Below are 26,954 nucleotides of genomic sequence, written 5' to 3'. Positions count from 1 at the left end.
TATAGTATAATTAAATATTGAAGATAAATGATCAATATGATTTATAGAGGTGTTTATATTGAAACAACAAATAGAACAATTGAAGGAAATTATTAATACATCGCAACGTATTGTCTTTTTTACAGGAGCCGGCGTATCAGTAGCAAGTGGCATACCTGATTTTCGATCTTCAGGGGGATTATATGACGATGTTTCAAAAGATGGATACGCTCCAGAGTATTTGCTAAGTATTAATTATTTTGAAGACGATCCTAAAGGTTTTATGAATTTCGTTCATCAGCGATTACTTTTTGCAGATAAAACACCCAACCCAGTTCATTATTGGATTGCAGAGTTAGAAAATAAAGGTAAATCCCTCGGTGTGATTACTCAAAATATAGATGGCTTACACGAAGATGCAGGCAGTAAAAATATAGACGAAATACATGGCACACTCAATCGTTTTTATTGTTTGAATTGTGGAAAAAAATATACTAAATCATATGTCATAGAACACGATTTAATATACTGTGAAGATTGTGGTAAAGCCATTCGGCCTGACATCGTGCTATACGGTGAAATGTTAGATCAATCTGCTGTATTTAGTGCATTAAACAAAATCCAAGAAGCAGATACAGTAATCGTATTAGGTTCTTCTTTAGTAGTCCAACCTGCTGCTGGATTTATATCAAATTTTACAGGAGATAACTTAGTCATTATTAATAGAGATGCTACACCGTATGATCATCGTGCTGATTTAGTCATCCATGATGATATGACAAAGGTAGTAAAAGACGTACTAAAGATCAGCTAAAAGGGAGCGGGACAGAATTCATAATGAATTCGTAGTCCCGCTCCGGCAAGGTTGACTAGGATTGAAAAAGCTTGGTATAAGCGTATTTTTTCCACAGTCAACTACTGCCAATATAGAGTTCATAACTTAAAACATAATGATGTCCCAGTCTCAGTTTAAATTCTATTTGTTGGTGCCCCGATTTGCAACTTTCCTTGTTCGTAGTATATCTTTATTGGGGCACCATTTATGTTATATTTAACGCTATATTTTGACTAATTCGCGTTTTTTCAGGGTATTGACGATTTACCTTTCAATCTATTGAAGATATGTTAAACTTCCCTTTGTGACCATAACATCATTTTGTAAGTCTACCAAAACTTTATTAACTAACGCTCCTTCTGTTTCATTGATATACGTTTTAAAATGAGACGTATTACAGTGGATATTATATGCTTTTTCATCGTTGTAAACTTCATAAAAATAGAATCGTTGAGAATTATTACGATCCTGAAGTGCATACATGGCAAGTACATCATCTTCTGCAATGATTGAAGCCTTCATATTTTTTAATACACTTTCTTTAAAATTTAATTCTTCATTTTCTTTTACTAAAATTTGTGCAAATTTTAAGCAGAAATGTTCTGCACCAATCCATTTCGATGATGCTAATTTCTCTTTTAAAAAGATTGGCTCTACCTCAAATGCTTTTTGTTGCGTCAACTTCGTTCCAACTTGATTAGTAAACTCTTGATATTGGGAAGAATTTAAATGTTGTTGATAAGCATATTCATCTTTATATACCTCAAAAACAATAAATTGATTAGGATTTTCTGTTATTTTACTAGCGTACATTGCCAGTGTACCATCCTCATTTTGATAAGAAGTTGATAAGTTATTCACACCTGCTTGATGAAATACCTCTATATCGTGATTACTGACTTCTAATTTAAATAGATGTGCTACTGGTTTTTCCATGGTTAAAACCCCTTCTCGATTCCATTAATCATAAATATAGTATTCAAATGATTTAAATTACTAATAGTTTAGACTACTAGTTAAAAAGTATCAATTGTATAGAGCATAATCCGACAAAGATGTTTAGGATTTGAGCAGATCCTAGCAATAAGCGAAAATGTTTTACCAAATTTTTGTAAATGGTGACAGCATGATTAACACGCGTTGTCCGTGAAAGCGTTCTTAATTGTGTGAAAATTATGTAACGATACCAAAAGACAAATGAGAGTTCTATGAGCTACTTTCAAAATACCATAATAGATAATTAGTTTAGACAAAGTGGAAATGATTGTTTGTGACATTGTCTTTAAAAGACTAGAAAGTTATACGAATATGAAATAAACTTTTATTTTTCACAACAAAAACCACTATTCAAAATTTTCATTTTTTCAATTCTATAATAAATCACTAGTCCGATTTTTAAATTTTGAATATAAAAATAACGCAATTATCTCTATAATTACTAAGTGATTAATATAAATAAAAGAGGTAATAAGCCTTTATTCATGTAACAGACATACCGCAACGTAGATGTGGCTGCTAATTATAAACTTAAATCATTAAAAGAACATTTCTATCGATATCCATTAATGATTAGACTAAAAGTTAGAGCTATAACAATTGATGTGTATGAACTTTATATATCTAAATTAGCAATTATTCAGACATACTAAGATAAATCTAGTTTGTTTTCATACAATCCAATTTATTACATAGAGATCTCAATATGTCGGTGATTTGTATTATAAATCGATTCAGAAAGACAGATAAAATCCTTTATAATCAATACAAAAATTATTGCAATCTTTTTCTTATACATTGAATTATAAAAAGTTTATGGATTAAGAAAGTTATTAAAAGAAAATCAAACAAATTAGTTACTTAAAATTTTATTTTCTATTAATTTATCAGCTATTTTGTACAAAGATCCTTCCAATAATTAGAACATTAAAACAGATAATAACCTTAATTGAAATATAATCAATTATTCAAGACTTTACAACGGTCTATAGAGATAATTAAACATAAAATTCAGATAATAAAAAGATTATCTTTTGACTATGGAATATATGATAATTTGTGTTTTAGAATGCTCATAGGTTCAAGACTATTCACATCTTAATTTAAAAAGAAGTTAAGCATCCGTCACTTAACTTCCATAACTTAAATGAATTGTCCTATTTAAAAAACAGCCTCTTAGTTCAAATTCTATTTAAAAACTAGAAAATGACTTTAAAAAATGAATTAGTTCCTCAAACTGAATGATTTTAATACTATATGTTTTTAAACCGTCAGCAGTAACCGAACAATAGTAATTATTCCATTCAAAAGTAATAAAATCATATTTTTTAGTTACATTTACTTTTTTTAAATTATCTGAAATACCAGTACCTTTTTTCTTTAAATATGCTTCTTTTTTTGTCCAAATATCATAAAATCGCCTCTTATATTCACGTTTTTTAGCTCTTTTCATTAATTTTTTTTCTTCTTCATGAAAGCAATATTCAATAATTTCATTAGGAACGTCATTTAATTCTTCAACGTCAATTCCTACTTCACCATGTTCATAAAATGCAACATAAACAACTTTACCAGAATGTGATATATTAAAGTAAATGTTATTATTCTCAATATACGGTTTACCGTATTTTTCTTTTAATATATTTACATCATTAGGAGAAATACCTCTAAGCTTATACATTCCATACAAAACCACTAATCTACTATATAGCAAATTTAGTTTATCTCTATCGTAATATAAAGCGGCGATTTTGTTCAAATCTTCTTCCTGTATAAAATCTTCTTCCTGTATAAAATTAAGTAACTTGGTCTCTATTGTAGAAAATACACTTTTCTTATTTTCATAAATATAAATCATCAGCATTATAGTTTCACCTTTCAGTTAATAGAGTTTCTAACTCTTTCACTGAGTTATTTTCATACAGTTCAATCATTTCTAATTCTCGCCCAATTTTATTTTCAATCCAAATCTTAATCCTCATCATTTGAATGGAATCAACTCCAAAATCTAACAAAGTATCTGTAGATTGAATATTTGTCACATCAAGTTCCAAAGATAACATCTTTCTTAGCTCAGTACTCACATCATCGGTACTATCTTTATTCTTACGTATAAAGTGACGCTGCTCCATGTAGATATCAAATAACTTATTATAATCAGTTTTTCCATTAATTGTGATAGGAAATCTTTCTACCTTAAATACATAATTGGGCATTTCGTAAGGTAATAAATAGTTAGATAATTTTTTTAATATTTCATTTTTATCTGACGAAATTTCGCCTTCATATGCAATAATCATCTTTTTAGGAGTATCTTTTGTTAAAAGAATACGGCTTTCAGTATTGAAACACTTATTAAACTTATTGGAAATTTCGCTTAAACTCAATCGATAACCATTAACTTTAAAATCATCATTCTTCCTACCAAGTATTTTAATATAATTATGTTCCGTATAGATACCTAAGTCACCAGTTAGATAAATATATCCCAATCTAGGATGATGTATAAACGATTTACTAGTTTTAAACTGGTCATTTATATACCCATGGGCTACTCCCATTCCACCAATAGCAATTTCTCCAACTTCCCCTACATCACAAAAATCATGTTCATTATTTAATATATATATCGTTTGGTTGGTTAAAGGATACCCGTAGGGAATATATTTCAATTGATTTACCTCATTTTTCATAACATTATAAGTAATTGACCAAATAGTACCCTCAGTTGCTCCTCCTAAACTATGCAAATTCACATTGGGTAATTCTTTATAAAAAAGTTTAGCTAATCCTACTGAAATAAAATCTCCACTTAGTAAACAATGTTTTAATTTATTCTCTATAACTTTATTGGAGTTTAAATAAAGATACATTAAGTTAGGTACGGAATTCCAAATCGTTACTGGATATTTTGAAAGAATCATATTAATTTCATTAAAATCTCTAGGATCTTCAACTAAATGCAATGTCCCTCCAACAATTATTGAGGCAAATATATCAAAAATGCTTAAATCAAATGATAGGGATGATAGATTTAAAAAATAATCAGTATCATCTAAATCAAATCTTTCAATTAAATCGAAGATGGTGTTCACAACTTGATAATGAGATTCTATGACTCCTTTTGGCATTCCAGTAGTTCCCGAAGTAAAAATCACATAAGCAAGGGAATCATCCCCAACTAATGGTTTAATAGTATTGACGACATTTACTTTATCATGTAAAAAATAGGTGTTCTTGCAGTCAATGAACGCTTTCGCTTGTGTTTTATCTAAAATATAATTTATCCTTTCATCTGGCGAAGCTGGATTAATTGGTATAAAGAAATTGCCTGAATTCAAGACTCCTAAAATTTGTCCAACTACATCTATATTTTTATATCCCATTATTGCAATTGGCTGATTATTAAAATCAAATAAGTTAGTTACCTCAATCATTTTATTGTATAGCTGTTCATAAGTAATACTTTCTTTTTTGTTTCTAACTGCAATCTTATCTGGATGTTTCTTCACATTGTCCAATAAGAACTCATGAAGCTTTTTACTTGATTCTATCAGCTTTTGAGTATTGTTATATTTTTTATATAATTCATTTAAATGCAATTTAGACATATAAATTCTCTCCTTCTAGCTAAGCTTAAGATATAAATTAGCAACACAAGAGTTCGAAAGTTAACTTCGGATCTTGAAATATATTATTGATAAAAAAGTGATCTCCTTTAAACTTTTTAAAATTGCATGAATTTACAGCGTAATCCTTCCATTTCATAATATTTTCTTCTTTTACATGAATATCTTGATCACTATACCAAACTTCAACATTAGACTTTACCTTTTTAGAACTATTATTCATTTTATATTGATTGATAAACTGCATATCCTGATAAAATATTTCACCATAGAATTCCATTAGTTCTTTATTATTAATTATTTCTTGAGGAGTTCCATTAAACAATGATATATAAGTTTTCGTATTATCCAAAGATAGTTCATTATATTCTTCTAGGCTATCATTATTGTTGTCAACAGGGCATTGCCCACTAATAATGACTTTCCGAGGTTTATGGAGCTTATTAATCTCAATAAACCTACATAATTCATTTGCTAAATATCCCCCCATACTATGACCAAAAATGACATATGGAGAATTAAAATTAATCACATTACAAACCTCTATCATGACTGAATTTAATGAATCCAATTTCTCAGATATTCTAGAACGTCTACCTGGTAATTCATACTTTATTAAATCTATTCCATCAATATGGCATAATTTTGAATAACTATCTAGTGAGCCACACGCATAAGGAAATGCTAGAACTTGAATATTTGTCATAATAACCTCTCACTTTCTAAGGCATTATAGATATATTTATAAAGTGAATCATAACTTATACTGCAATTTATATTGTAGTTAATTTGATAACCTATATCTTCAGAACTTGAATTTTTAATTGCCTTTACTCCAGAATCATAAAAGATATTTTCTTTAAATAGTGGGATTAATATTTTTATATGATTATCCTTCGAATTTTCTGCTTCAAATATCCAATCTTCTAATGAAACTTTTCTAATTTTTTTATCGATAATCTCTTCAATAATACGAATACATTCACCAAATGAAATCATTGATTTCGTAAAATAATTTATAATTTGATTTTCATTATGAGAAGCATTCGAATTCATTAAGCATTTAGCTACCTCATCCACAGGTGTTAAATCTGTTTGCTGTTCTAAAAATTCTTGAGGACAACATCCAATCTGAGCAATGGATAAAATCAATCTCCAAAACAAATCTTTACTTGGGCTCATTTTATTACGAGAGTTACCATTTAAACGACCTACTCTTGAAATTTGTACACCATTCCTTATTGTACGGTATTTTCTCAATAATTTTTCTGCTTGTATTTTCGTTTTAATATAACTTATTGGCGCCTCATCCAAATTTTCAATTAAATAATAATCATGTCCAACTACAGACAATGTCGATATATGGTTGACCTTCTTAACTAATTTATTATTGGCAAATTTCATTATATTTTCAACGCCAATAACATTGGACTTATATGCTTCCTTATAGGGAGCCATAAAATTCACGTTGCTAGCACAATTATAAATAACTGAACAAGTTTTTGATAATTTATCATATTCTTCTTGTGACATTCCGAAAAATTCTTTTGAAATATCCCCAACAACCACATGTAAATTTTCTAAGGGTAGCTTCTCTATTTTTCCTGATATTTTTTTGAGCTGTTTTAACACTCTATTTCTTGCTGATTTTGAACATTCTGCTCTAATAACTGTATAAACACTAAATCCTTTTATAAGGTGTTGATATAACAATTCGCTCCCTAGCAATCCCGTTGTTCCTGTAATAAAAACATGATTATTACTATTTTCTACTTTTAAGATTTCAGTAGAGGGCAATTTAGGTAACTCTATATCATCACCCTTCATTACTTTTTTTGACTGCTTGCCTAAACTGTTTGCATTGTTTAAAATGTTTTGAATTGTTGGGTCTTGAAAGAAGCTAATAACATCCATTTTTAATCCCATTTTCTCATTTAATAAAAATACTAATTTAGAAAGCTTTAACGAATCGCCACCACTTTCAAAGAAATCATCATTAGTTGAAACGCTGTGTGTACCTAAAATTTCTTCCCACAGATTGATAATTTCTTCTTCACAAATCTTGTTATTTTTATTTGTATCTTTTTTTACTGAATTGATTTCGTCAACATTTTCATTTGAAAGTTTAATCTCAATATCAGGTACTAACAAATCATTGACTCTAAGTACATATTTTAGAGAGCATACTTGTTTTAGCAAATCTTTAAATATACTACTTATTTTTTCTATAGCTTCTTCTGAAATAAGTGAACTGGAATATACTAATTTAAAAACAATATCACTTGATAACCCTACACTCATACTTAATGGCATATTCGATTGTTCACTAGCATAAAAGTCTTGAATACTGTCTGGTTGTTCTTCAACTTCTGGAAAATTTTCAATTACAAGAAGCGTATCATAAAGTAATTGCCAACTTGGAATGTTAAGTTTTTGTTTTAATTTACTTATGCTTATTACATTTGCAAAAATATTAGATTTAACCTCTTCTAGTTTTTTAATCTCATTGATTATTGTTTTATCTTCATCTCTGCTAAAAAGTATTGGCAATGTCTTAATAAATAGTCCAACTTTATTTTCTATATCTGGTACATTTATTTCACGGCCAGAGTCGACTAGACCAAAAGTTACTTTAGATTTTTTAGATAGATGGCTAATAATATATCCCCATAGATAGTTAAATATTTGAGCAACTTTTATATCATTATGTTTGGCATATTTGTAAATTTCATTAGTTAGCTCTTTTTCTAAAGTAATTCTAACTTCCCTATTTACTTCTCTAGAACTTTGTAATAAATCCCTGTTATTAAACAGATTGCTACAAACTCCATTGAATTCACTTAATAGTGATTGAAAATCAGTTGACTCAGAAATGGTTTCTTTATTTTGATTTAGCCAAAGTACATAGTCCCTGTTTGAAACTTCATTGATTCCAAGTATAGTCTTTTTATTCCACATTTCATTAATAAGAATCGATAAACTCCAACCATCGAATAAAATATGATTGAATAACCAAACAATTCTTTTATTATTATTTGGAGTAGTTATGATTAAAAGATAATGAGTTACACCATTTTTAAAGTCTCTTAATTTTCCAATGATTCTTTCTTTAATTTCATTCATCTTCTCAATTATCTCATTCGAATCTACATATTTTAAATCTATAATTTTAATCGGTAACTCATCAAAAGAACTTTTAATTACCTGATACACTGAGCCATTATCTGAAATCCAAAACTTAGTTCTCAAAGCTTGATATTTTCGGTGAACTTTGGAAAAAGACTCTATAATATCAGACATATTAGTTTTAGTGGTCCAAGAAATTTCATTAATATAACTTTGTGAATAATCTCCAACAGATGAATACAGCATTTCTTCTTGTAATGGAAACAAAGGATATATTTCTTCAATTTCTTTTTGATTAATTAGTTCAGCATACTCTTTAAAAGGGATAATTGGGTTACCAATTACTTTTAAATCAGCAAAATACCTTAAATAATTTACATTTTGAATATAACAATTAAATTCATGAATCGCATTTAAAAGGTGTTCTTCACAGTTTTTGATATTCATTACGCTTACCATCAAGTTCGAGCCCTGCTTAATAATATTTATTGTTGGCGGCATTGATTGTATATTTTCTTCAGCAATTGATTGAATTTCTTCAAATATAAAAAATTCATTATATTCATGGGCTTCTTCAAGATTTACAACATTTAAAAATACTTGGCTATTAATCTTATGATGAAATTTATAATCACTTTCTTTTTGCAATATTAAGTATACTTCTTCCACTGAAATAGCTGGTTGTATATCTAAATTATATATTTCAGTGTACCACCCAACAGTATCGGATAGATTAAAATCTTTTAAAGATTCTGAAAGTCTTGAATCCTTTTCAACAGCAATGTCAAGTTTCAAAGACTCATCAGTCAAAATTTCTTTAATAATACTGCTTGCAAGTATTTTAGGAAAATTCACTTGTGAATATTTGCTATTTTCTATCGAAATATTCCTTGAAATTACTCCTGATTTTGAAGAATAAATTAAATTCTTCTGATTTGTTATGGTATTAATACTAGGTAGGTTTTGTATTTTTTTATTCAAAAGTTCAGTATTAGAAATATCTCCTGTTGCTCTCTTTGTATACAATAAAAAATCATTAATTTCATTTCTAATTATATTTATTGAAAATGTATCAACAAACATATGATGACAAACAAAATAAACACCTACACAATTCTTTTGATTATTAAAAAAATATAATATTTTTGATGTTGGTCCATTGTATATATCCAGTGAAAAGTCAGCTTGTTTAGCTTTATTATAGAATTCCTTTTCGTTCTTACATTCAATAAATATTTGCTCATATTTTAAATTTTCAATTTCCTGAATATAATTAAATAATTCTCCTCTCTCTTCTAGAATTACAGCACGCAACATTGCATGTGATGAATACAGAGATTTAAAAGCTTTTAATAATTCATCTTTAGTTACATCAATATTGATGTTTTCAAAAAATGATTGGTTAAAATGATGAAAATTCTTTTTATCTTTTTTCATGAACCATTGCTGCATTATATTCAATTTGAATTTTTGTAGATATTTATAATTAACCGCCATATTATTATTTTTTATGTTTTTCTGTAAATGCTTCTTTAAGAGGGAAACACTTGGATTATTTAATAAATCATTTGTAGATAAAACGTAATTTTTCTTCCTTAAGGCTGAGATAATCTGGATATTCTTGATTGAATCCCCACCTAATTTAAGAAATGAATCATCATTATTTATATTTTTAATCTTAAATACCTTTTTAAATGCTTCTTTAACATCACTCAGAATTAGCTCATTTAATTTAAAACTACTTTCATTTACATTATTTTTCTTCATATTACAATTTAAAAACGGAATTATATCTTTAAATGTTTGATCGTCATTATCTTTTATAAATATTGATTCTCCACTTTTAAATCCCTTTAGCCTTGTATTTAACATTGATTTATTTAAATCTCTTGAGTCTGAAAAACGACATTTATGAACTTTATTAATATTTTCAGTCATTTTTTGATTAGAACTTTCTACTTTTAATTTTATTAAAAATACATTAGCTATTTCATTTTCAGGTATTTCATTTGAATTTTCATCTAATATCTGTATATCGTAATTATTTTCATTTACTAAATATATTATTTGTTCAAACCTAAATTCTTCTTGATTTTCAGTAGGTAATGGTATTATTTCTTTTTTAGTTTCTCTAATAATTATATCTGATACACAAATGTCTGATTTAAGTAATACCTCTTTTGACCATATTAAGAATAAATCTATAAGAGATTTAATTTCTTGGCTAGTAAACAATTCAGTAGCATAATCAACTTGTAACTTCAAACAATTTGTAAATTCATAAATAGTTAATGATAATGGAAACTGTGAGTATTTGTGATTTTTTATAATTAGATCATCATAGAATTCATTGCTATGTTTTTCAGAAAAAGTTTGCATAGCAAAAGTTGTTTGTGTTATAGGTTCGTAATTATTTCTTGTTGCTTGTATGTTATTTATATCCTGAAATTCTATATCACTATGATCATATAAATCGAATAGTTCTAATTTAAAGTTTTGTACATCTTCTTTAAATGTATTGATGTTACTTTTTTTATCCAAGACAGGCAAAAATTCTATAAATAAACCAATCGTATTTTTATATTCTTCCGTCCTCTTATTTAATGGAGTTCCAACATATACAGCATCTTCATTAAAATAGTTTAATAAGAATTGACTATATAACTTCAAGCAAAGATTAAATTTTGATATATTATTTTTTTGTGAGAACAATTCTATAAGTACGCCTAATTCTTCTGGAATATCAAAATATTGCATTTCTCCTTGATGATTAAATTCCTTTTTATAAAAGCGCAAATAATTCTCTATATTAACTACTTTTTCCATCCAAAATTCTTTATCCTTTTTATACTTTTTTTCATCTTGTTTTGTACTCAAATATTGAAAGTAGTTATTAGTATTGTCTAAATGTTCATCGTCGAATATCATAGAGATAAATTTCTCCAGAGAGATACCATCAAATATAATATGGTGAACTACAAAAATTAAATAAATATAGCTTTTTTCTTCAATTAAAGTTACTTTTATTAAAGGTTCTAAGCCATCACTTAAATTGAATGAATGATTTAAATAAGTTATAATTTTATTCTTATCGAATTGTCCCGGCACAAAAATATGTTCTATCTCAAAATTTTTCTTTTGAGTTACCCATATTAAATCGCTATTTTTATCTTCAATAAGTGCTGAGTTAAATATATTGTGATCACCTATTACTTGTTTTACTTTATTATTTAAATCTGAAACTTTCATATCTGTTTTAAGGATTTTTCTAACATAAGGAATATTAAACATTGTATTTTCCGGATGCTCTAATTGGTAATAGTACATGGACTTTTGCATGTTTGTTGCAAAACCTAAATATTTGCCGTTTGATTGCTTGAATTCATTTTCAATATCGTACATATAATACTCTTGAACATCATTAATTGTTTTAAACTGAACAAACTCTTTTAATGATACTTCCAAATTAAAAATTTTGTTTAATTCTTTATTCAATCTGATTGTTTTCATGGAATCAATACCCAAATCATGAAAGCTAGCATCACTTTCTATATTTTTAGAATCTGTATATTTTAAAATAATATCACTCAATTTTGGAGCCACAACTTTTATTTCAGATAAATTTTCTTGGCCATTATCATTCTTTATAGTTAAAAGTTTATCTTTATCAATTTTTCCGTTAAGAGTTAGAGGCATGGTCTTTATCTGATATACAAGTTTAGGATTCATATAACTAGGGAACTTGTTAGCTAAAGTACTCTTTAATTCTCTTTTTGAAATACCACCTGTATAAAAAAGAGTAATCAGTTTATCTTCTCCAATCATAACTTTTGCATTTTTGACTCCAATTATCTCTTTGATTCTATTTTCAATCTCTAATACTTCTACCCTATACCCATTAATTTTTACTTGGCTATCTTTTCTATCAATATAATGGAATCGCTGGCCATCAAAGCTTACAATGTCACCTGTTCTGTAATAAGTTTGCTCATTAATTTCTACTAAGAAGTTTTTATTATCATTAACTTTGTTTTCCACATAACCTTTTGATAACCCTTTCCCACGAACCAATAGCTCTCCTTGAGAATATATCGGTACAATTCGATTAGAATCATCAACAACAACCGCTTCTGAATTAGCTAATAAGCTTCCAATTGAAATTGCTGATCTTTCACTATAATCTGTTGGTATCTTATATGTCGTAGTAAATGTTGTATTTTCTGTCGGTCCATAGCCATTAAAAAAATTAGTATTAGGGTTAACTGAAAGGGCTTTCAAAACATGCCCTCTTGAGAGTGCTTCACCACCAACAAATACATTACTTATTTTTGAAAATAAATACGGATCTAGATCAATAAATACATTAAATAAGCTCGAAGTAAACCAAGAGGCCGTAATATTATATTTATTCAGCACTTCTTTCCAGCTTAGTACATCAAAAACTGGATCCGGAATAAAAGCAATTGACCCATTATTTAAAAGGGGTAACCAAATTTCAAAAAAGCATGCATCAAATGCTAATGAAGAAGCTTGAGTAAAAATATCTCCTTCTTTAACATCGTAAAATCCATTATTGATTGACAAGGCAAAGATATTGTTCGTAGTTATTTTTATTCCTTTTGGGTTGCCCGTAGTACCAGATGTATATATTATTTGAAAATAATCTTCTCTTTTGTTTTTTGTCAAATACTCGTTAGACCCTTTAAAGTTGAATGAATTTTTACTGCTAATACTTATTCCCCGAATTTTAATATCACTTATATATTCCGGCTTTTTTTATCATAGAAAAGATAAGATGCATTTGAATCATTAAGTATAAATCGATTTCTCTCACTAGTATTTTTGGAATCTAAATATACAAATGGAATGCCATGCTGTTCTAATGCAAGCATTAAACATATTGCATACGGAGCTCTATCACAATCAATAGCAACTGTTTCTCCATAGGAAAGCTCTAAATCGTTTAATAAGGATGAATATCTTTTTGTCTCATTAATTAAAGTATTATAGTTTATTTCATTATCGTTATAGTAAAATGCAATGTTATCATTTTTCCCTTGCACTCTCTCCTCAATATGAGTTATTAATGGAATATCTTTAGGGACAGGAAGTACCTCTCCGAAAGCCTTACTTAATCTAATTTTATTAATCACTTCACTGATAGTTTGTTTCTCATCTTTTAAAACTTCGCTTAACAAAACTGTATAGGATTCTATTAAGGCCGATGCTATATCTTTGTTTATTAATTCTAATGAAAACATCATTTTTACTAAAACTTGATCATTCATTACTCCAGCAGATAAAGTTAATTCGCTTGACTGCTTTTCAAATGTGTTTAATATTTTATAAGATTTACTTTCATTTACGGGATAGTTTTCATATACAAAAGCACAATTTGTGTATTCATTAACCCCAATATCTGATAAATATTTTTTTGTTTGGTACATTGAAAATTCTTGCTTTTCTCTTTTTCAATATCAGTAATATGATTATTTTCAATGAAATCTGTAAGAATCTCATCATCGTAAATTTTATATCGTGACGGGTAATTTTCAATAAGTAACCCAACAATTTGTTCTTTTTTTTTGCTATCCCGTCCAGAATGCGTTTTATTCAGTAAAATATCACTTTTACCTGTATAAGCTGAGACAACTAAAGACCAAACTGAGCTAAAAAGTGAAGATAGCGAAATTTTATATTTCTTGCAAAAATTCTTAATGACTTTCATATCTAGAGTGAGTATTTTATTTATTGTTTCAAAACCTTCTTTTTCTATTGGTGTAAGAGAAGGGAAACTAAATCCAGGAAAATCAGTAAGTAAATTTTGAAAATATTGATTCGATTTTTCATTGTTAGCAGTTAATTTATTTTGAATAAATTCACTGAATTCAGTATTATTATAAATATATGATTTTTCTTCATTAAATAATTGATAATAAAGTCTATTCACATCATTCAAGACTATAGACAAACTCCATCCATCTAAAATAATATGATGGAAAGTAATAATCAAATAGTTTTTCTGATTATTATTAATATGTTTAAAACGAATAAGTGTGGGTTTCTTTATATCTGATAATCTTTTTCTTTCTTTTTCTTCAATACTTTCTATACTACCATTGTAATCAGTTAACACTTCCCATTTGAAATCAATATGATTATTAACTACCTGAACATCATCTTTCATTTCTCCAAAATAAAATGCCGTTTTGAAGGTTTCATATTTGTCAATAATTTTTTCCCAAGCAGCTTTATAAATCTCTATATTTTCATAGTAAAGCTCTATTGTCATTTGACTAATATAAAATTCTCTGTCTTTATTTAAATAACATTCATACGCTATTCCTTTTTGCACTTCAGTCATAGGATATGCAGCTATAGCTTTCATATTAACACCCCATTCTTTTAAAATAAATCGCTTAAAACTTTCAAAGAATCTTCAGAGATACCGAATACATTCTGTCTCTCCATTTTAGTTAAAAGATTTATCAAGCTTGATAAATTCTCACTTATTTTTTCAAAATATTGAAACATGTCACTTTGATAAATAATAAACACTGAATATTCATTTTCTCTCTTTAATACATTAAAAGCTATTTTGTCCGGAAAATCATACTCACCTATATCATTGAATGATTGCATGGCATTTACATCTAACTCTTTTGATAATTCGCCTAAAAAGTTAAATGATATTTCCGGTCCACTAACAGGTTGTGAAAAAAAATATTCATTAAAAAAACTTGTTTGCTTTTCAATGTTAAAGATATTTGTAGATACAAAGCTTTTATAAGGTACAGTACAATCTACTTCAACAGGACAAGTTTTTGTAAACCAACCGACAGTTTGATCAAGAGAATATTTTTCTGGCAAATAATTTCTGCCACTTAATTCTTTATTAATCAAAATCTTTTCTCTTCCCATTTGTTCACTCAGTACCTTTGCAAAAAGTAATAATAGGAAATTTTCTTCAGACAAATTATGTTTTTGATAATATTCTTTAACTTTTTTATAATCATCTTCTACAATATTTATTTTTTTAGTTTCATATTTGTGTTTTGATGAATTTTTATTTGAATTTATATCATTTGAAAACCGAGGCTGTTTTATTATATATTTTCCCCAATCTTCTATACTCGAAGATTTGGGATATAAAGTTATTTTCTTATTATTGTTCAAGCAATTAATTGCACGTATGAAATCCCTTTTTAAAATTAACCAGCTAATGTTATCACATATTAAATGATGCATAACCCACAGCACCTTAAAATGCGTTTCATTTATTTTGATAATCTTTATTGCAGATAATGGTCCATCAAAAATATTTATTGTTTTGTGAAGGTTTCTTTTTAATTCATTTATGTTATTAATATTAAAATGACTGCTATCAACATATTGAATTTCTTTTTTTGAATCCTCTAAATTATTTTCTTTAACCAACCAGCAATATTCCATATTAATTCTTTGAAAATAACTCCTAATTGCATCGTGTTTCTCCCTAATTGAATAATAAATTGTTTGAAAATCTAATTCATCGAATTGACCAAATATTTCAAATTCATTTGATTGATTCCAATGATGAATATTATGAAATTCTTGAGAAAAAAACCATTTCTGCATTGGGAATAAATTGATTTTTCCAAAAACAGGATCTTGATTAAATTTTGAATTATGTTGTATATTTTTTTGAAATAATTCATTAAAATCATTTGACTTCATTATTTCTACTGAAGAAATATTAAATCCATTATCCTGTAATTCACTGGCAAGTTTAATACTCAAAATAGAATCCCCACCAACATCATAAAAGTTATCATTTTTACTTAGTTTTTTATTTTGAAACACTTTCATAACAATATTCATAAATCCTGTATCCCTACTATCGGTTGTTTCATAACTATTTAGACTACATTTTTCAGTGTTTATTTCTTTCAACTTTTTACTATCTATTTTCCCATTAATTGTCATAGGAAATGCATCTAGCTTATGAATAGTTGTTGGAACCATATAATTTGGAAGAATGTTTTTTATTTTTTTTCTTATTTCAATCGCATCTACATCTCCAATATAATAAGCTATGAGTTGTCCATTTAATACCAGTGTAACTGCATTATTAACTTCACGAAGATTTATTATTGCAGAAGTTACTTCATTAGGATTTATTCTATAACCTCTTATCTTCACAAAATTGGAACTCCTGCTAAAGAAGTGTATATCATAATTTTCATCATAATAAGCTAAATCTCCAGTACGGTATATTGTATAGTCCTCATTATTCAATGTTATTTTTTCTAGCTTATAATTTTTATTTTTGTCTAAATAACCAAGAAATACTGATTGTCCAGTAATACAAATTTCACCGACAACATGACGATTTATTATCTCTCCATTATTGTTTAATAAAATAACTCCTGAGTTTAATATTGGTTTACCTAAGTTTGAGGTTTTTACTTTTTTTGTCATTAACTTTATTAAACACATAACTGTTGATTCAGTTGGTCCATAGGCATTAAATATCTTAACATTTTCAGGTACAGTATCATTAAACTTAAATTCATCTCCACCAACAATTATATTTTTTAATGAATTACATTTACTAAAGTCTAGTAGAGCATAATAATCAGGTGTCATTAAAAAATGGGTAATACTATTATCTATAATAAACTGATTGAAGTTCTCATAACCTCCATTATTGTTAAAGATAATCAATACAGAAAATGTTGAAAAGGCTAATGTCATTTCAAATATACTAGCATCAAAATTCAAACTGGCTATTTGAGCAACTCTATCTCCTTTTTGAATATCAAATAAACTTTTGTATTGAGTAATTAATCCAGACAAATTCTTATAAGTAATCATTACACCTTTCGGCTTATCAGTTGATCCAGAAGTAAATATAATATATGATGTGCCAGGTGAATAGTTCTCATCAGTACCTCTAATTATTGTGTTTGGGCTCAAACAATGACATTTATTTAATTTACTCACTAATATTTTATCTGTTTCACTTCCATCTAAAATGTCTGAAAAAATAAGGAGCGGGTTTGATTCTTCAATTATAAGCTTAACTCTATTTAAAGGTGTGTCATTAGAAACCGGTATAAAACAACAATTGTTTTTCTGTAAGCAATAGAAAATTCTAACAGCTTCAAGAGTATCATTCATATAAACGAGGCATTTTGCCCCCACTTTCAAATTCCTATTCCTAATAAATCCAGAAAATTTGATTGAATCTTCTTCTAATTGTTTATAAGAAATTTTTTCGCTTCCACTTATTATCGCCGTATTATACATTAAGGTTTTTACGTCTAATTTCGATTTATTATAATTAATGTCTTTTTTAGAAGCTGCAAAGTTACTTATATTTATAATTTTATTTAATTCTTTTATTGGCATACCAACATTTTTTTTAAAATAACTTCCAGATTCACTAATAATATTGTTAATAAAGAAGTTAAATCCTTCATGAAAATCCCTAATCTTCCAAAATGGGAAAAGTTCTTTTTTAAAATTGGAATTCAAAAACACTTGCTGATCTCTAATGATAACTTTAACTATCCATGGGTACTCTGATTGTAAATTCCACATTCTTACTTTATTATCTAAATAGGATTCTTCTTCGACAATATCAAATATACATTTATAATAGTCCTCAATATTCTTGGAAGCACTTTTGCTTAAATTAGATAATTCAATAATTGAAAGATCAGAATGCTCTAAAAGTTCATAAAGCAATTGATTAGAATATTCTTGTAAATCTTCATAATTTTTCTGTTTCTCCACCTTCATTACATGGGGAAATACCTGCGTAATGTACCCTATAGTTTTATAATCTTGTTCCGAACGTCTAGAAGAGACAGGTATTGCGATAGACAATGTTTCTTTATTAAAATGTTTAGATGCATAGAGACGAAATAAACCTAAGAGTGTTGAAAATAAACTTTGTTTTAGTTGATGTGAATGCTCTTTTAAATTATTTAAACTTACACTTAGTTCATTCTCATATTCAATCCTTTCGTTTCCTTCTTTATTATTAATCATGAAATAATCATCAATCTCACTATTAAAAATCTTGTTCCAATATTTTTTATCTTCCTCCAAAACAATTTGATCACATGCTTTATTTAAATAGCTCTCATAAAAAGTGTTATTTTTTATACATATATTTTTTTTAAAAGACAGTTGCCTTTCTAATTCTTCTTTAAATATTTTTCCTGAATGACCATCGAAAATAATGTGATGGAATTTACAAACTAGAAAGTTTTTTTCTTATGTTGAAATAATTTAAAATCGCATAATTTTTGGTATAGAGACATTGGTTCTTCGATATATTTTTTTATTTGATATTCAAAATCATTTTCATTATCTATTAAATTTATATTTCTTAATTCAATATTTACTTTTTCATGAATCAATTGTTTCGGGAATTTCCCCATCATTATTTCTACCCTTAAAGCAGAATTACTTTTAATAATTTCATTAAGTGCTGATTCAACATCTTCTTTTTTTATACCTTCATCAAGTTGAATGACTAAAGGAATTAGGTATTCATTATTTTCTCTATATTGTTGGATTCTTGACCAAATACCTTTCTGCTGTGGACTCAATTCATAAAGTTTATTTACCACTTTTATCCCTCCTTAATAGTAAATAAATTTCGCTAAAGTTACTGGCTTTAAACAATTCCTTTATTTTCATTTCAACTCCATATTCCCTATTTAATGCTCTAATCAGCTTCATACCTTTAATTGAATCACCTCCAACACTGAAGAAATTATCATTTAAATCGATTTTCCCTATTTCCAATGTATCAGAGCATAGTGTTAAAAATTCTAAAATATCGTCATTATATTGATTGATATCGATATTAAAATTCAACTCTCTTTTTACTATACTTTCAATTTCTTTGAAATCTATTTTCCCATTAATTGTTATCGGAAAATCTTCGATATATTTGATGAAATTAGGAACGGCATAACTAGGTAAATTTCTCTTCAAAAATACGTGTATTTCTTCCTCATTGTAGTTCGCAGTATAAGCTAAAATTAAATCCTTATTATTACTAAAAATCAATTTATAGGAGTTACTAGGCATTATCTTATTTAACGCTGATTCTATATCTCCTAGCTCAATTCTATAACCCCTAAGTTTAATTTGATTATCTAACCGATTAATATAATGGGTTAGATAATTTGATTGAATATAAACAAGGTCTTTTGTATTAAAATGATTTTTCCTGTTATTTTCAATCAGAAAATTACTATTTAAATGTTTATCTGTATACCCTTGAGTAACTGTAGAACCTTTTAACACATATTCTCCTACAACTCCAAACGGCAGTATTTGTTTATCGGGTGATATTGTAAAGCCATTCAAACTACTTATAGGTTTGCCTATTGGATAATGGAGATAATCATTTATATTTTCGCTGTTTATTCGAAACATATTCGAAATAATAGTTGACTCCGTTGGACCATACATATTAATTATTTCTATTTTTTTGGGTAAATTTTCAATATCATTTTTAGTTAATTTTTCTCCACCTATAATCATTACCCTCAAACTGCTATTATTTTTCAGTTCTAAATTTTTAGCAAGCGAAGGAGTCATCGAAAAAATTGTAATTTTCTCTTTTTCGAGCAAATATTCGATTTCAGTAGCGTATAATCTTTTCTCAGGAATATACATTGAACATCCACTAATAATAGGCATTAGAAGATCGAATATGGATGGATCAAAATTCATCACTATATTTTGATACCAAATATCTGACTCGTTAGCTATATGTTCCCTAGCCAATGCTTTTAAGAGGTTAGTAAGATTATACTTTGAAACTTTTACTCCTTTTGGTACCCCAGACGATCCTGATGTATAAATGATATAAGCTATATCATCAAGTGAAGTTGTTGAAGTACCTTCCAATCGACTAAAGGAACCATCGCCATTAAACAAACAATTTACTCCGGCATTATTAATCATCATTTCAATTCTATTTTTATTAATTTCCTCTGTTATAGGTATATAAGTTGCTCCGGATATGAAACATGCAATTGCATATAAAGTCATTTTTGTTCTATCTTTTGTCATCACCGCAACTACATCACTATCTGATAGTTCAGTACGATTAATAATATTTCGAACAATATTGTATACATCATTATAGGTGTATTCTTTTTCTTTGCTTTTTATCAACAATTTATTATTATATTTTAAAAACTGTTGTATTAATACACTCGAAACAGTCTCATTAATTTCCGTAATAACCCTTACTTGCGGATAAAGTGAAGTATTGCTAAGTAATTTATTTGAAATTTCACTCACTTCATTAATCTGATTTTCTAAAAACAGATTAATTTGTTTAAGCAATATTTTACAGCTATGCAACATGTCTTTATTAACAAACTTCTCATCTAATTTTATATCTATTTTATAATTATGTTTCATATCAATCACAGATAATGCCAACAAAAAATTAACCTGTTCATGTCCTTTTGAAGTATCAAATGAAAAAATTCCATTTGTTTGTACTTTGGGATAGTTTTCAAATACATAACCAATCTGAATTTCATTATCTATATTTGATTCCATTATTATATCTTTCCATGTAATAAAATCATTTTCTAAAATAGAATTCATTTTATCTTTAATTATTGGAATTAAATCTTCTTTTATTGTTTGGCAATCTCTAAAATCAATTCTGAATGGTAGAGTGGTTACAAACATACCAACTCCATCTATCTCATTACTATGAAATTTACTTCTACCAGATGTTGTCACTCCAAACAAGATATCGTTCTTACCAAATAAATATTTCAATGTCAGAGACCAGAGTAATAGAAAATAATTATTTGGTGTTAAACTGTTACTTTCTAAAAAACTATAATGTTTATCACTTTTTTCTATATAGATTGTTTCTTCCTCTAAACCTTCATTAGAAATCTTAGGTAAGTTAATAGGTTCATATTTTTCAAAAATATCTTTAAACTCATCTAGATTTTTTGGCTTAGTATTACTAATTAATCTATCCTGAAGAATGTTAATATCTCTGAGTTTTTTATCATTATCATATAATTTATTGAAATAATTAAAGATTGTTGACATACTCCAACCATCAATAATTAAATGATGATTTTCCATAATTATTTTATAACCATTTTCAAGTTTAACAATAAGAAACCTTATTAATGGTCCTCTCTGAATATCAAACGGTATGTGTCTTTGACTTATAAGCAGATTATTTATAAGATTATTTGAGTTGCTATTGTTACTAAAGTCAAAAATTTTTATAAGCTGATTTAATCCAAAATCATCAAGTTCATTAACCTTCTGATACCATTCTCCATCTATCTCAGAAAAAGACACCCTTAAAGGTTCTACTTTTCGAAGCAATTCTCTAATTGCACTTAAGATTTTTTCTACTTCCAAGTTTTTGGTTTCAGATTCCCATTGAATAATGTAATTTCCACTTTTGGGATTTTGATAATAATCCATTATCATTGCTTCTTGAGTTCGATTAATTGGATATATTTGACCATTTTGAGCATCTTTCAACAAATATAGTGAATCTTGAAATTCCATTTCCACTTTTTTAAAATCCGAACTATTATATAGTTTTTTATTATATTTAAATTTAATACTTAATTCTTGATTATTTAAAATAACATCTACATGCAGATTTGATAAAGCCTGACTGTTTGGAGAAAAGTCATTTTCTGAAAAAATATCTACTATCTTAAACTCAGGATAGTCATTAAATGTCATATCACCCAAAAAGTTAAAACTCCAATCATGACAAAAATTCAAATCAAAATATCTTTGATAGCCGATTCCTTTATTAGGGATTTTTATTTGATTAAAAAAGATCTTTTGAGCTGATATTTTAATATCATCATTTAGTTCTATCTTCATTGGATATATATTTGTGAACCAGCCCATTGTATTAATAAACTCATTCTTTTCTTTTGGTCTACCATGGCCTTCTAATAGTAAAATAGATTTTTGGGGTATGATATTATTTTTACTTAGAGTATGTGCAATAACTGCAATAAGAACAGCCTCCATGTTTCCATGGTTCTTCTGATTCGCGAATCGAATTATAACTTCAGTTTCCTCTTTACTCAATGCTATGTCATAATCTTTTAAATCTTTATATTTACACTTTTTGTTATTATTAATCTGATTCTTCCATTCCGAAAAATAATTTTCTGATAGCCCATCTTCATAATTTTTTATATATTTTACCCAACTATCAAAGTTACTCGATTCATAATTATACTTATTATTACCTTCTAATAATTCAGAGAAATCATTTAAAATAATTCTCCATGATACCCCGTCAATCACTAAATGATGTATAATAAAGTGAATATATACTTGATTTTGATAATATATTATTTTAAAATTGTATATACCTTTGTGAATATTTAGTGATGATTGCCCAATATTTAATAAGTTATTAAATTCACTTAAACTCTGTACTTTCTCTGAATTTATCTCATATTTTCTTTTATCTATGACTTGCCTATAGACACCGTTATCTAAAATAAATCGTGATTTCAATATAGGGTGTAATTCGATAAGTTGTTTTAAGCAATTAATAATATCCTTTTCTTCTTTTATGTTTTTTAATTCAATTAAAGCACTTTGATTCCAATGAGATATGTCTTCTTTCTGTGTTTCAAAAAACCATTTCTGAATTGGACTAAGTTCATTTGAATTCCAAATCTGATTATTTTGGCGTACCTCTTTATTATTTTCTTTTTTAAAAAATTCTCCTAAACTTTTAATATTTTGGCAGTCCATAAATTCGCTCATAGTAATGTTATAACCTTTATTTCTTAATTTAGAACAAATTTGCATCGATTTAATGGAGTCTATACCAATTTCATATAAATTAGTTTCCGTACTAACACTTTGACTATGCGTGGCATCTTTTATTACTTCCATAATCATTTTTTCTTCTTTAGTGGCCGGAATATTATCACTGTTTTCTATATAAAACTTTTCTATAATTGATTTATCTAATTTGCCATTTAACGTTAATGGAATCTTATCGGTATGAATAATTTGATTTGGCACCATATAATTTGGCAATACATTAGTTAAAAACTCTTTAGCCTTATTAGTCTTTAGTTGACCTTCATAAACTAATACTAATAAATTATTGATAACTTCAGTAACACAATTTGACACTAAATCATGCTTAAGTAGATTTTCTTCAATCTCAGATAACTCTATTCTGTATCCTCTCAGTTTAATTTGGCTATCTATTCTGCTAATATAATTAAGCGTTGAATCACTTGAAATATAACCAATATCACCACTTTTATATAACTTGTCAGTCACTTCATCAATCGTCACAAATTTTTCTTTTGTAATATTTTCATTTAAGTATCCTGAACTAAGATTTTCACCACCAATTACTATTTCGCCTTCGCAATTATGTGGTAGAAGCATATTTCTTTTATTTACAACGCCGATTTTCACATTGACTCCAGGTTTTCCAATAGGAACGTTAGAAAAGAATGAATTATTAAATTCCATTGTAGTCGTAAAAGTAGTATTTTCAGTTGGACCATAACCATTAACAATACTAACATTCTCTAAGTTTTTAATTGCTTTTTTAATATGTTTTGCTAAAGCTTTTTCTCCACCAATAAAAATTTTCCTATGATCTTTGAACAATTGTATTGACTCATTATCAATCATAGAATAAAACAACGATGTTGTTAAAAAAGAAATAGTAGGTTTTAATTGTAATTCCTCAAAATTCCAATTTTCAATATCAATTATTGGATCGGGAACCACTAATAAACTACATCCATTAAGTAAAGACATCCATATTTCAAATGTAGAAGCATCAAATGATAAAGAACTGCAGTGAGTAAAGACATCCTTATCATTTAAACCATATGCTTCAAAATTCCGGGTAAAATTGAAAACATTTTTATGAGTTATTTTAACACCTTTAGGAAAACCAGTTGTACCAGATGTATAAAATACCTCCAGACAGTTTTCATCTTCCCTAAAACAAGAGTTTTTATTGTAATTCAAATTATCATAAATGAATAAATTTCTATCTAAAACTTTTTGTTTCTCACTTATTTTTAAATGATTTGCATTATCTGTAATAACATATTTTGCATTAAAATCATCTAAGATATATTTAATTCTTTCTTCAGGATAGTTATTATTTAAATGTAAAAAAGGAATATTCATTTTAGCTAAAGCTATCATTAATGCAATATTCTTAATTCCTCTATCTAAAAAAATAGCTATCCTGTCATCCTGAGAAATTTTATAATTTAACATTGCATTTACTAGTTTATCGACCAATGTATTTAATTCGAAATAAGTAATTTGATATTGTTTTGACATAATTGCTATTTTGTGCTTATATTTTTCGTTAAATGCTATATTTCTAAATTCTTTATAAAGATTATTATTTTTTTCTAGACTAACTTTTTTACCTTGAATTAAGCTATCATTACTTCCTCTATTTTCAAAATCATTACCTTTTAAAGCTTTATCAATTATACTTTTATAAGTATCAATCAAAAATTTCGATTCTTCTTCATTAAATATTTCATCAGAGAACTCGATTTCCAAAAACGCTTCATTTCCTAAAACTTTAACGTTGCCAGTCAATTCAAACTTTGCTCCTGTTTGATTTGTATTAATCTCATAAAAAATGTCCGAAACATTCTTATCTGTTTCTTGGTAGCTAAAAACTACATCTTGCATTCTGTTTAATGGCGAATCAAAGAATGTAGTTAAATCCCGATAACGTGCATTCTTATATTCAAATGTTTTAAATATTTCTTTTTGAACAAGTTTAAACCTATCTAACCAGGTATAACCTTTATCATAAATACTATCCTGAATATATAAAGGCAATATATTCACAAAATATCCCATTTTTTTAAAATCCTCACTATTATTTCGAGTAGAGAAAGGTATACCTAATCTGAAATAATCCTCACCGGTAATATGAAGTAAAGTGTAATAAAAAGTAGTTAGAAAAAAAGTGTATTTTGAAATTTTATTTATGTTACAATATGTTACTAATTCTTGGAACTTTTCATTATTTAGTTTTAAATTCTTAGTATAGCCAGTAAATTTAGTTTGTGAAATTCTATGAGGCTTAATACGACGAGGTATATCAAGTGCTTTTTGTATGTATTTATCTTGTTTGAGCTTTTTTAATGGCTTTAAGTGTTCTTGATAATTAGTAGATAATTCATGATGAATTTTTTCAGTAACCCTACTTGGATCTAGTATCTCTTTTAACCTTCGAAGTATTAAATTTTTTGTTTGAGCATCTGATACAATGTGGTGGTGGTTTATAATAAGATAAGTGCTATTCATTTCATTATCTATTAAAATATAAAACTGACATAGGACGTCATTATTTAAATCAAACTCTTCCGTTTTGTATTTATTTATAAACTGATATAAATTTGTCTCTTTCACTTTTTCAGTTATCACAACAGGATTCGTATGATTTACGTATTTATATACACGATTATTTTTAAATATGAAATTTGATTTTAGAATATCATTTTCTTCAAAAATTTGACAAAGTGCTTTCACAAGTTTATTTTTGTCACATTCAATTAGTAATTTAAAACACCATGTTTCCGTATATAACGATCTAGTCACAGATGATTTATTCCATATCAAATAAAGTTGTTCTTCTTCCATAGAAGCTTGTGTCATATAGGATGATTTAATTAATTCCATCTGATTGACCTCCTTTAACTAAAACTTATTCAAAAATCCTATCAACGGTTATGTCAATTAAAAACTCGATTGTTCCATTTTCATTATATATATCTAACTCTTCTTTTGATAAAGGAGTAAAGATATATCCTAAGGCAGAAATCCCTAAATTTTCATCAACTTTATATTTCAAATTTGATTTCCTAATTTCATTACGAAGATCATAGTGTACATTTTCCATTAATTTTTTTTGTTTTTTTACATCTAGTTTATTTAAAAATTTGATAAAATCCTGTTGTGATGTCTCATTTAAAAAATCTAATTTTGTATATTCCTGATATAACAGTTTCAAAAAATTAGCAAAATCATATTTAGTCATACATTTTTTTAAACCGTCCTCTGTAATTTTCACTAACTTATTGTGTGCACTTATGATGACTTCATAAAATAATGCCTCCTTCGAATCAAAAAAATTATAAAAAGAACCTTTTGATATTCCAGAAATTTGGCACAAGTCATTAATATTTGTTTTTTTATAACCGTATTTTGACCAATGCTTTTCACAATTTTCTAATAAATTTTTCTTAATATTTTCTTTTTCAATCTTAGAGAATGCCATATTAATACCCCTATTCATTTATGACTAAATAAATTTTTCTAGTCACTTTTAT

The 26,954-nt window shown here is 27.1% G+C and carries 7 protein-coding genes and 2 pseudogenes; 1 reads left to right on the top strand and 8 read right to left on the bottom strand.

The window, feature by feature from the left end; translation table 11 throughout:
- The first annotated feature begins 58 nt into the window (after window positions 1–58).
- Window positions 59–793 (top strand): NAD-dependent protein deacylase, encoded by a 735-nt coding sequence (locus tag HMPREF2597_RS01705; protein ID WP_002478849.1) that lies wholly within the window; start codon window positions 59–61, stop codon window positions 791–793.
- Between the two features lie 297 nt (window positions 794–1,090).
- Here the strand turns inward: HMPREF2597_RS01705 and HMPREF2597_RS01700 are convergent, their stop codons facing one another.
- From HMPREF2597_RS01700 to lugR, 8 genes and pseudogenes are all read right to left on the bottom strand, one after another.
- Entirely contained in the window at window positions 1,091–1,750 is a 660-nt protein-coding gene (locus HMPREF2597_RS01700) for a putative quinol monooxygenase (protein WP_002478848.1), read from the bottom strand.
- A gap of 1,252 nt (window positions 1,751–3,002) precedes the next feature.
- Window positions 3,003–3,674, bottom strand: a complete 672-nt coding sequence (locus HMPREF2597_RS01695) for a 4'-phosphopantetheinyl transferase family protein (RefSeq protein WP_070817119.1) — start codon at window positions 3,672–3,674, stop codon at window positions 3,003–3,005.
- Between the two features lie 7 nt (window positions 3,675–3,681).
- Window positions 3,682–5,421, bottom strand: coding sequence for a lugdunin non-ribosomal peptide synthetase LugD (gene lugD / locus HMPREF2597_RS01690; protein WP_002478846.1), 1,740 nt, complete (start codon window positions 5,419–5,421; stop codon window positions 3,682–3,684).
- Window positions 5,422–5,458: 37 nt separating this feature from the next.
- Window positions 5,459–6,145 carry a thioesterase II family protein gene (locus HMPREF2597_RS01685; protein WP_002460022.1) on the bottom strand — a complete coding sequence of 229 codons (687 nt, stop codon included), beginning with the start codon at window positions 6,143–6,145 and terminating at the stop codon, window positions 5,459–5,461.
- Window positions 6,142–14,953, bottom strand: a pseudogene (gene lugC, locus HMPREF2597_RS01680) (lugdunin non-ribosomal peptide synthetase LugC). Before lugC ends, HMPREF2597_RS01685 begins: the two are co-directional and overlap by 4 nt.
- A 17-nt stretch (window positions 14,954–14,970) precedes the next feature.
- Window positions 14,971–19,190 (bottom strand): annotated as a pseudogene (locus HMPREF2597_RS01675) (condensation domain-containing protein).
- Window positions 19,180–26,304, bottom strand: coding sequence for a lugdunin non-ribosomal peptide synthetase LugA (gene lugA, locus HMPREF2597_RS01665; RefSeq protein WP_002478842.1), 7,125 nt, complete (start codon window positions 26,302–26,304; stop codon window positions 19,180–19,182). Before lugA ends, HMPREF2597_RS01675 begins: the two are co-directional and overlap by 11 nt.
- Before the next feature lie 25 nt (window positions 26,305–26,329).
- Entirely contained in the window at window positions 26,330–26,920 is a 591-nt protein-coding gene (gene lugR, locus HMPREF2597_RS01660) for a lugdunin biosynthesis transcriptional regulator LugR (protein WP_002460032.1), read from the bottom strand.
- Between the last annotated feature and the right edge of the window lie 34 nt (window positions 26,921–26,954).

This window comes from Staphylococcus sp. HMSC063A07 (assembly GCF_001836955.1).
GTDB classification, from domain to species: Bacteria; Bacillota; Bacilli; order Staphylococcales; family Staphylococcaceae; genus Staphylococcus; species Staphylococcus lugdunensis.
The sequence above is the reverse complement of the archived record's forward strand: the minus strand, read 5'-3'. Positions and strand labels throughout refer to the sequence as shown.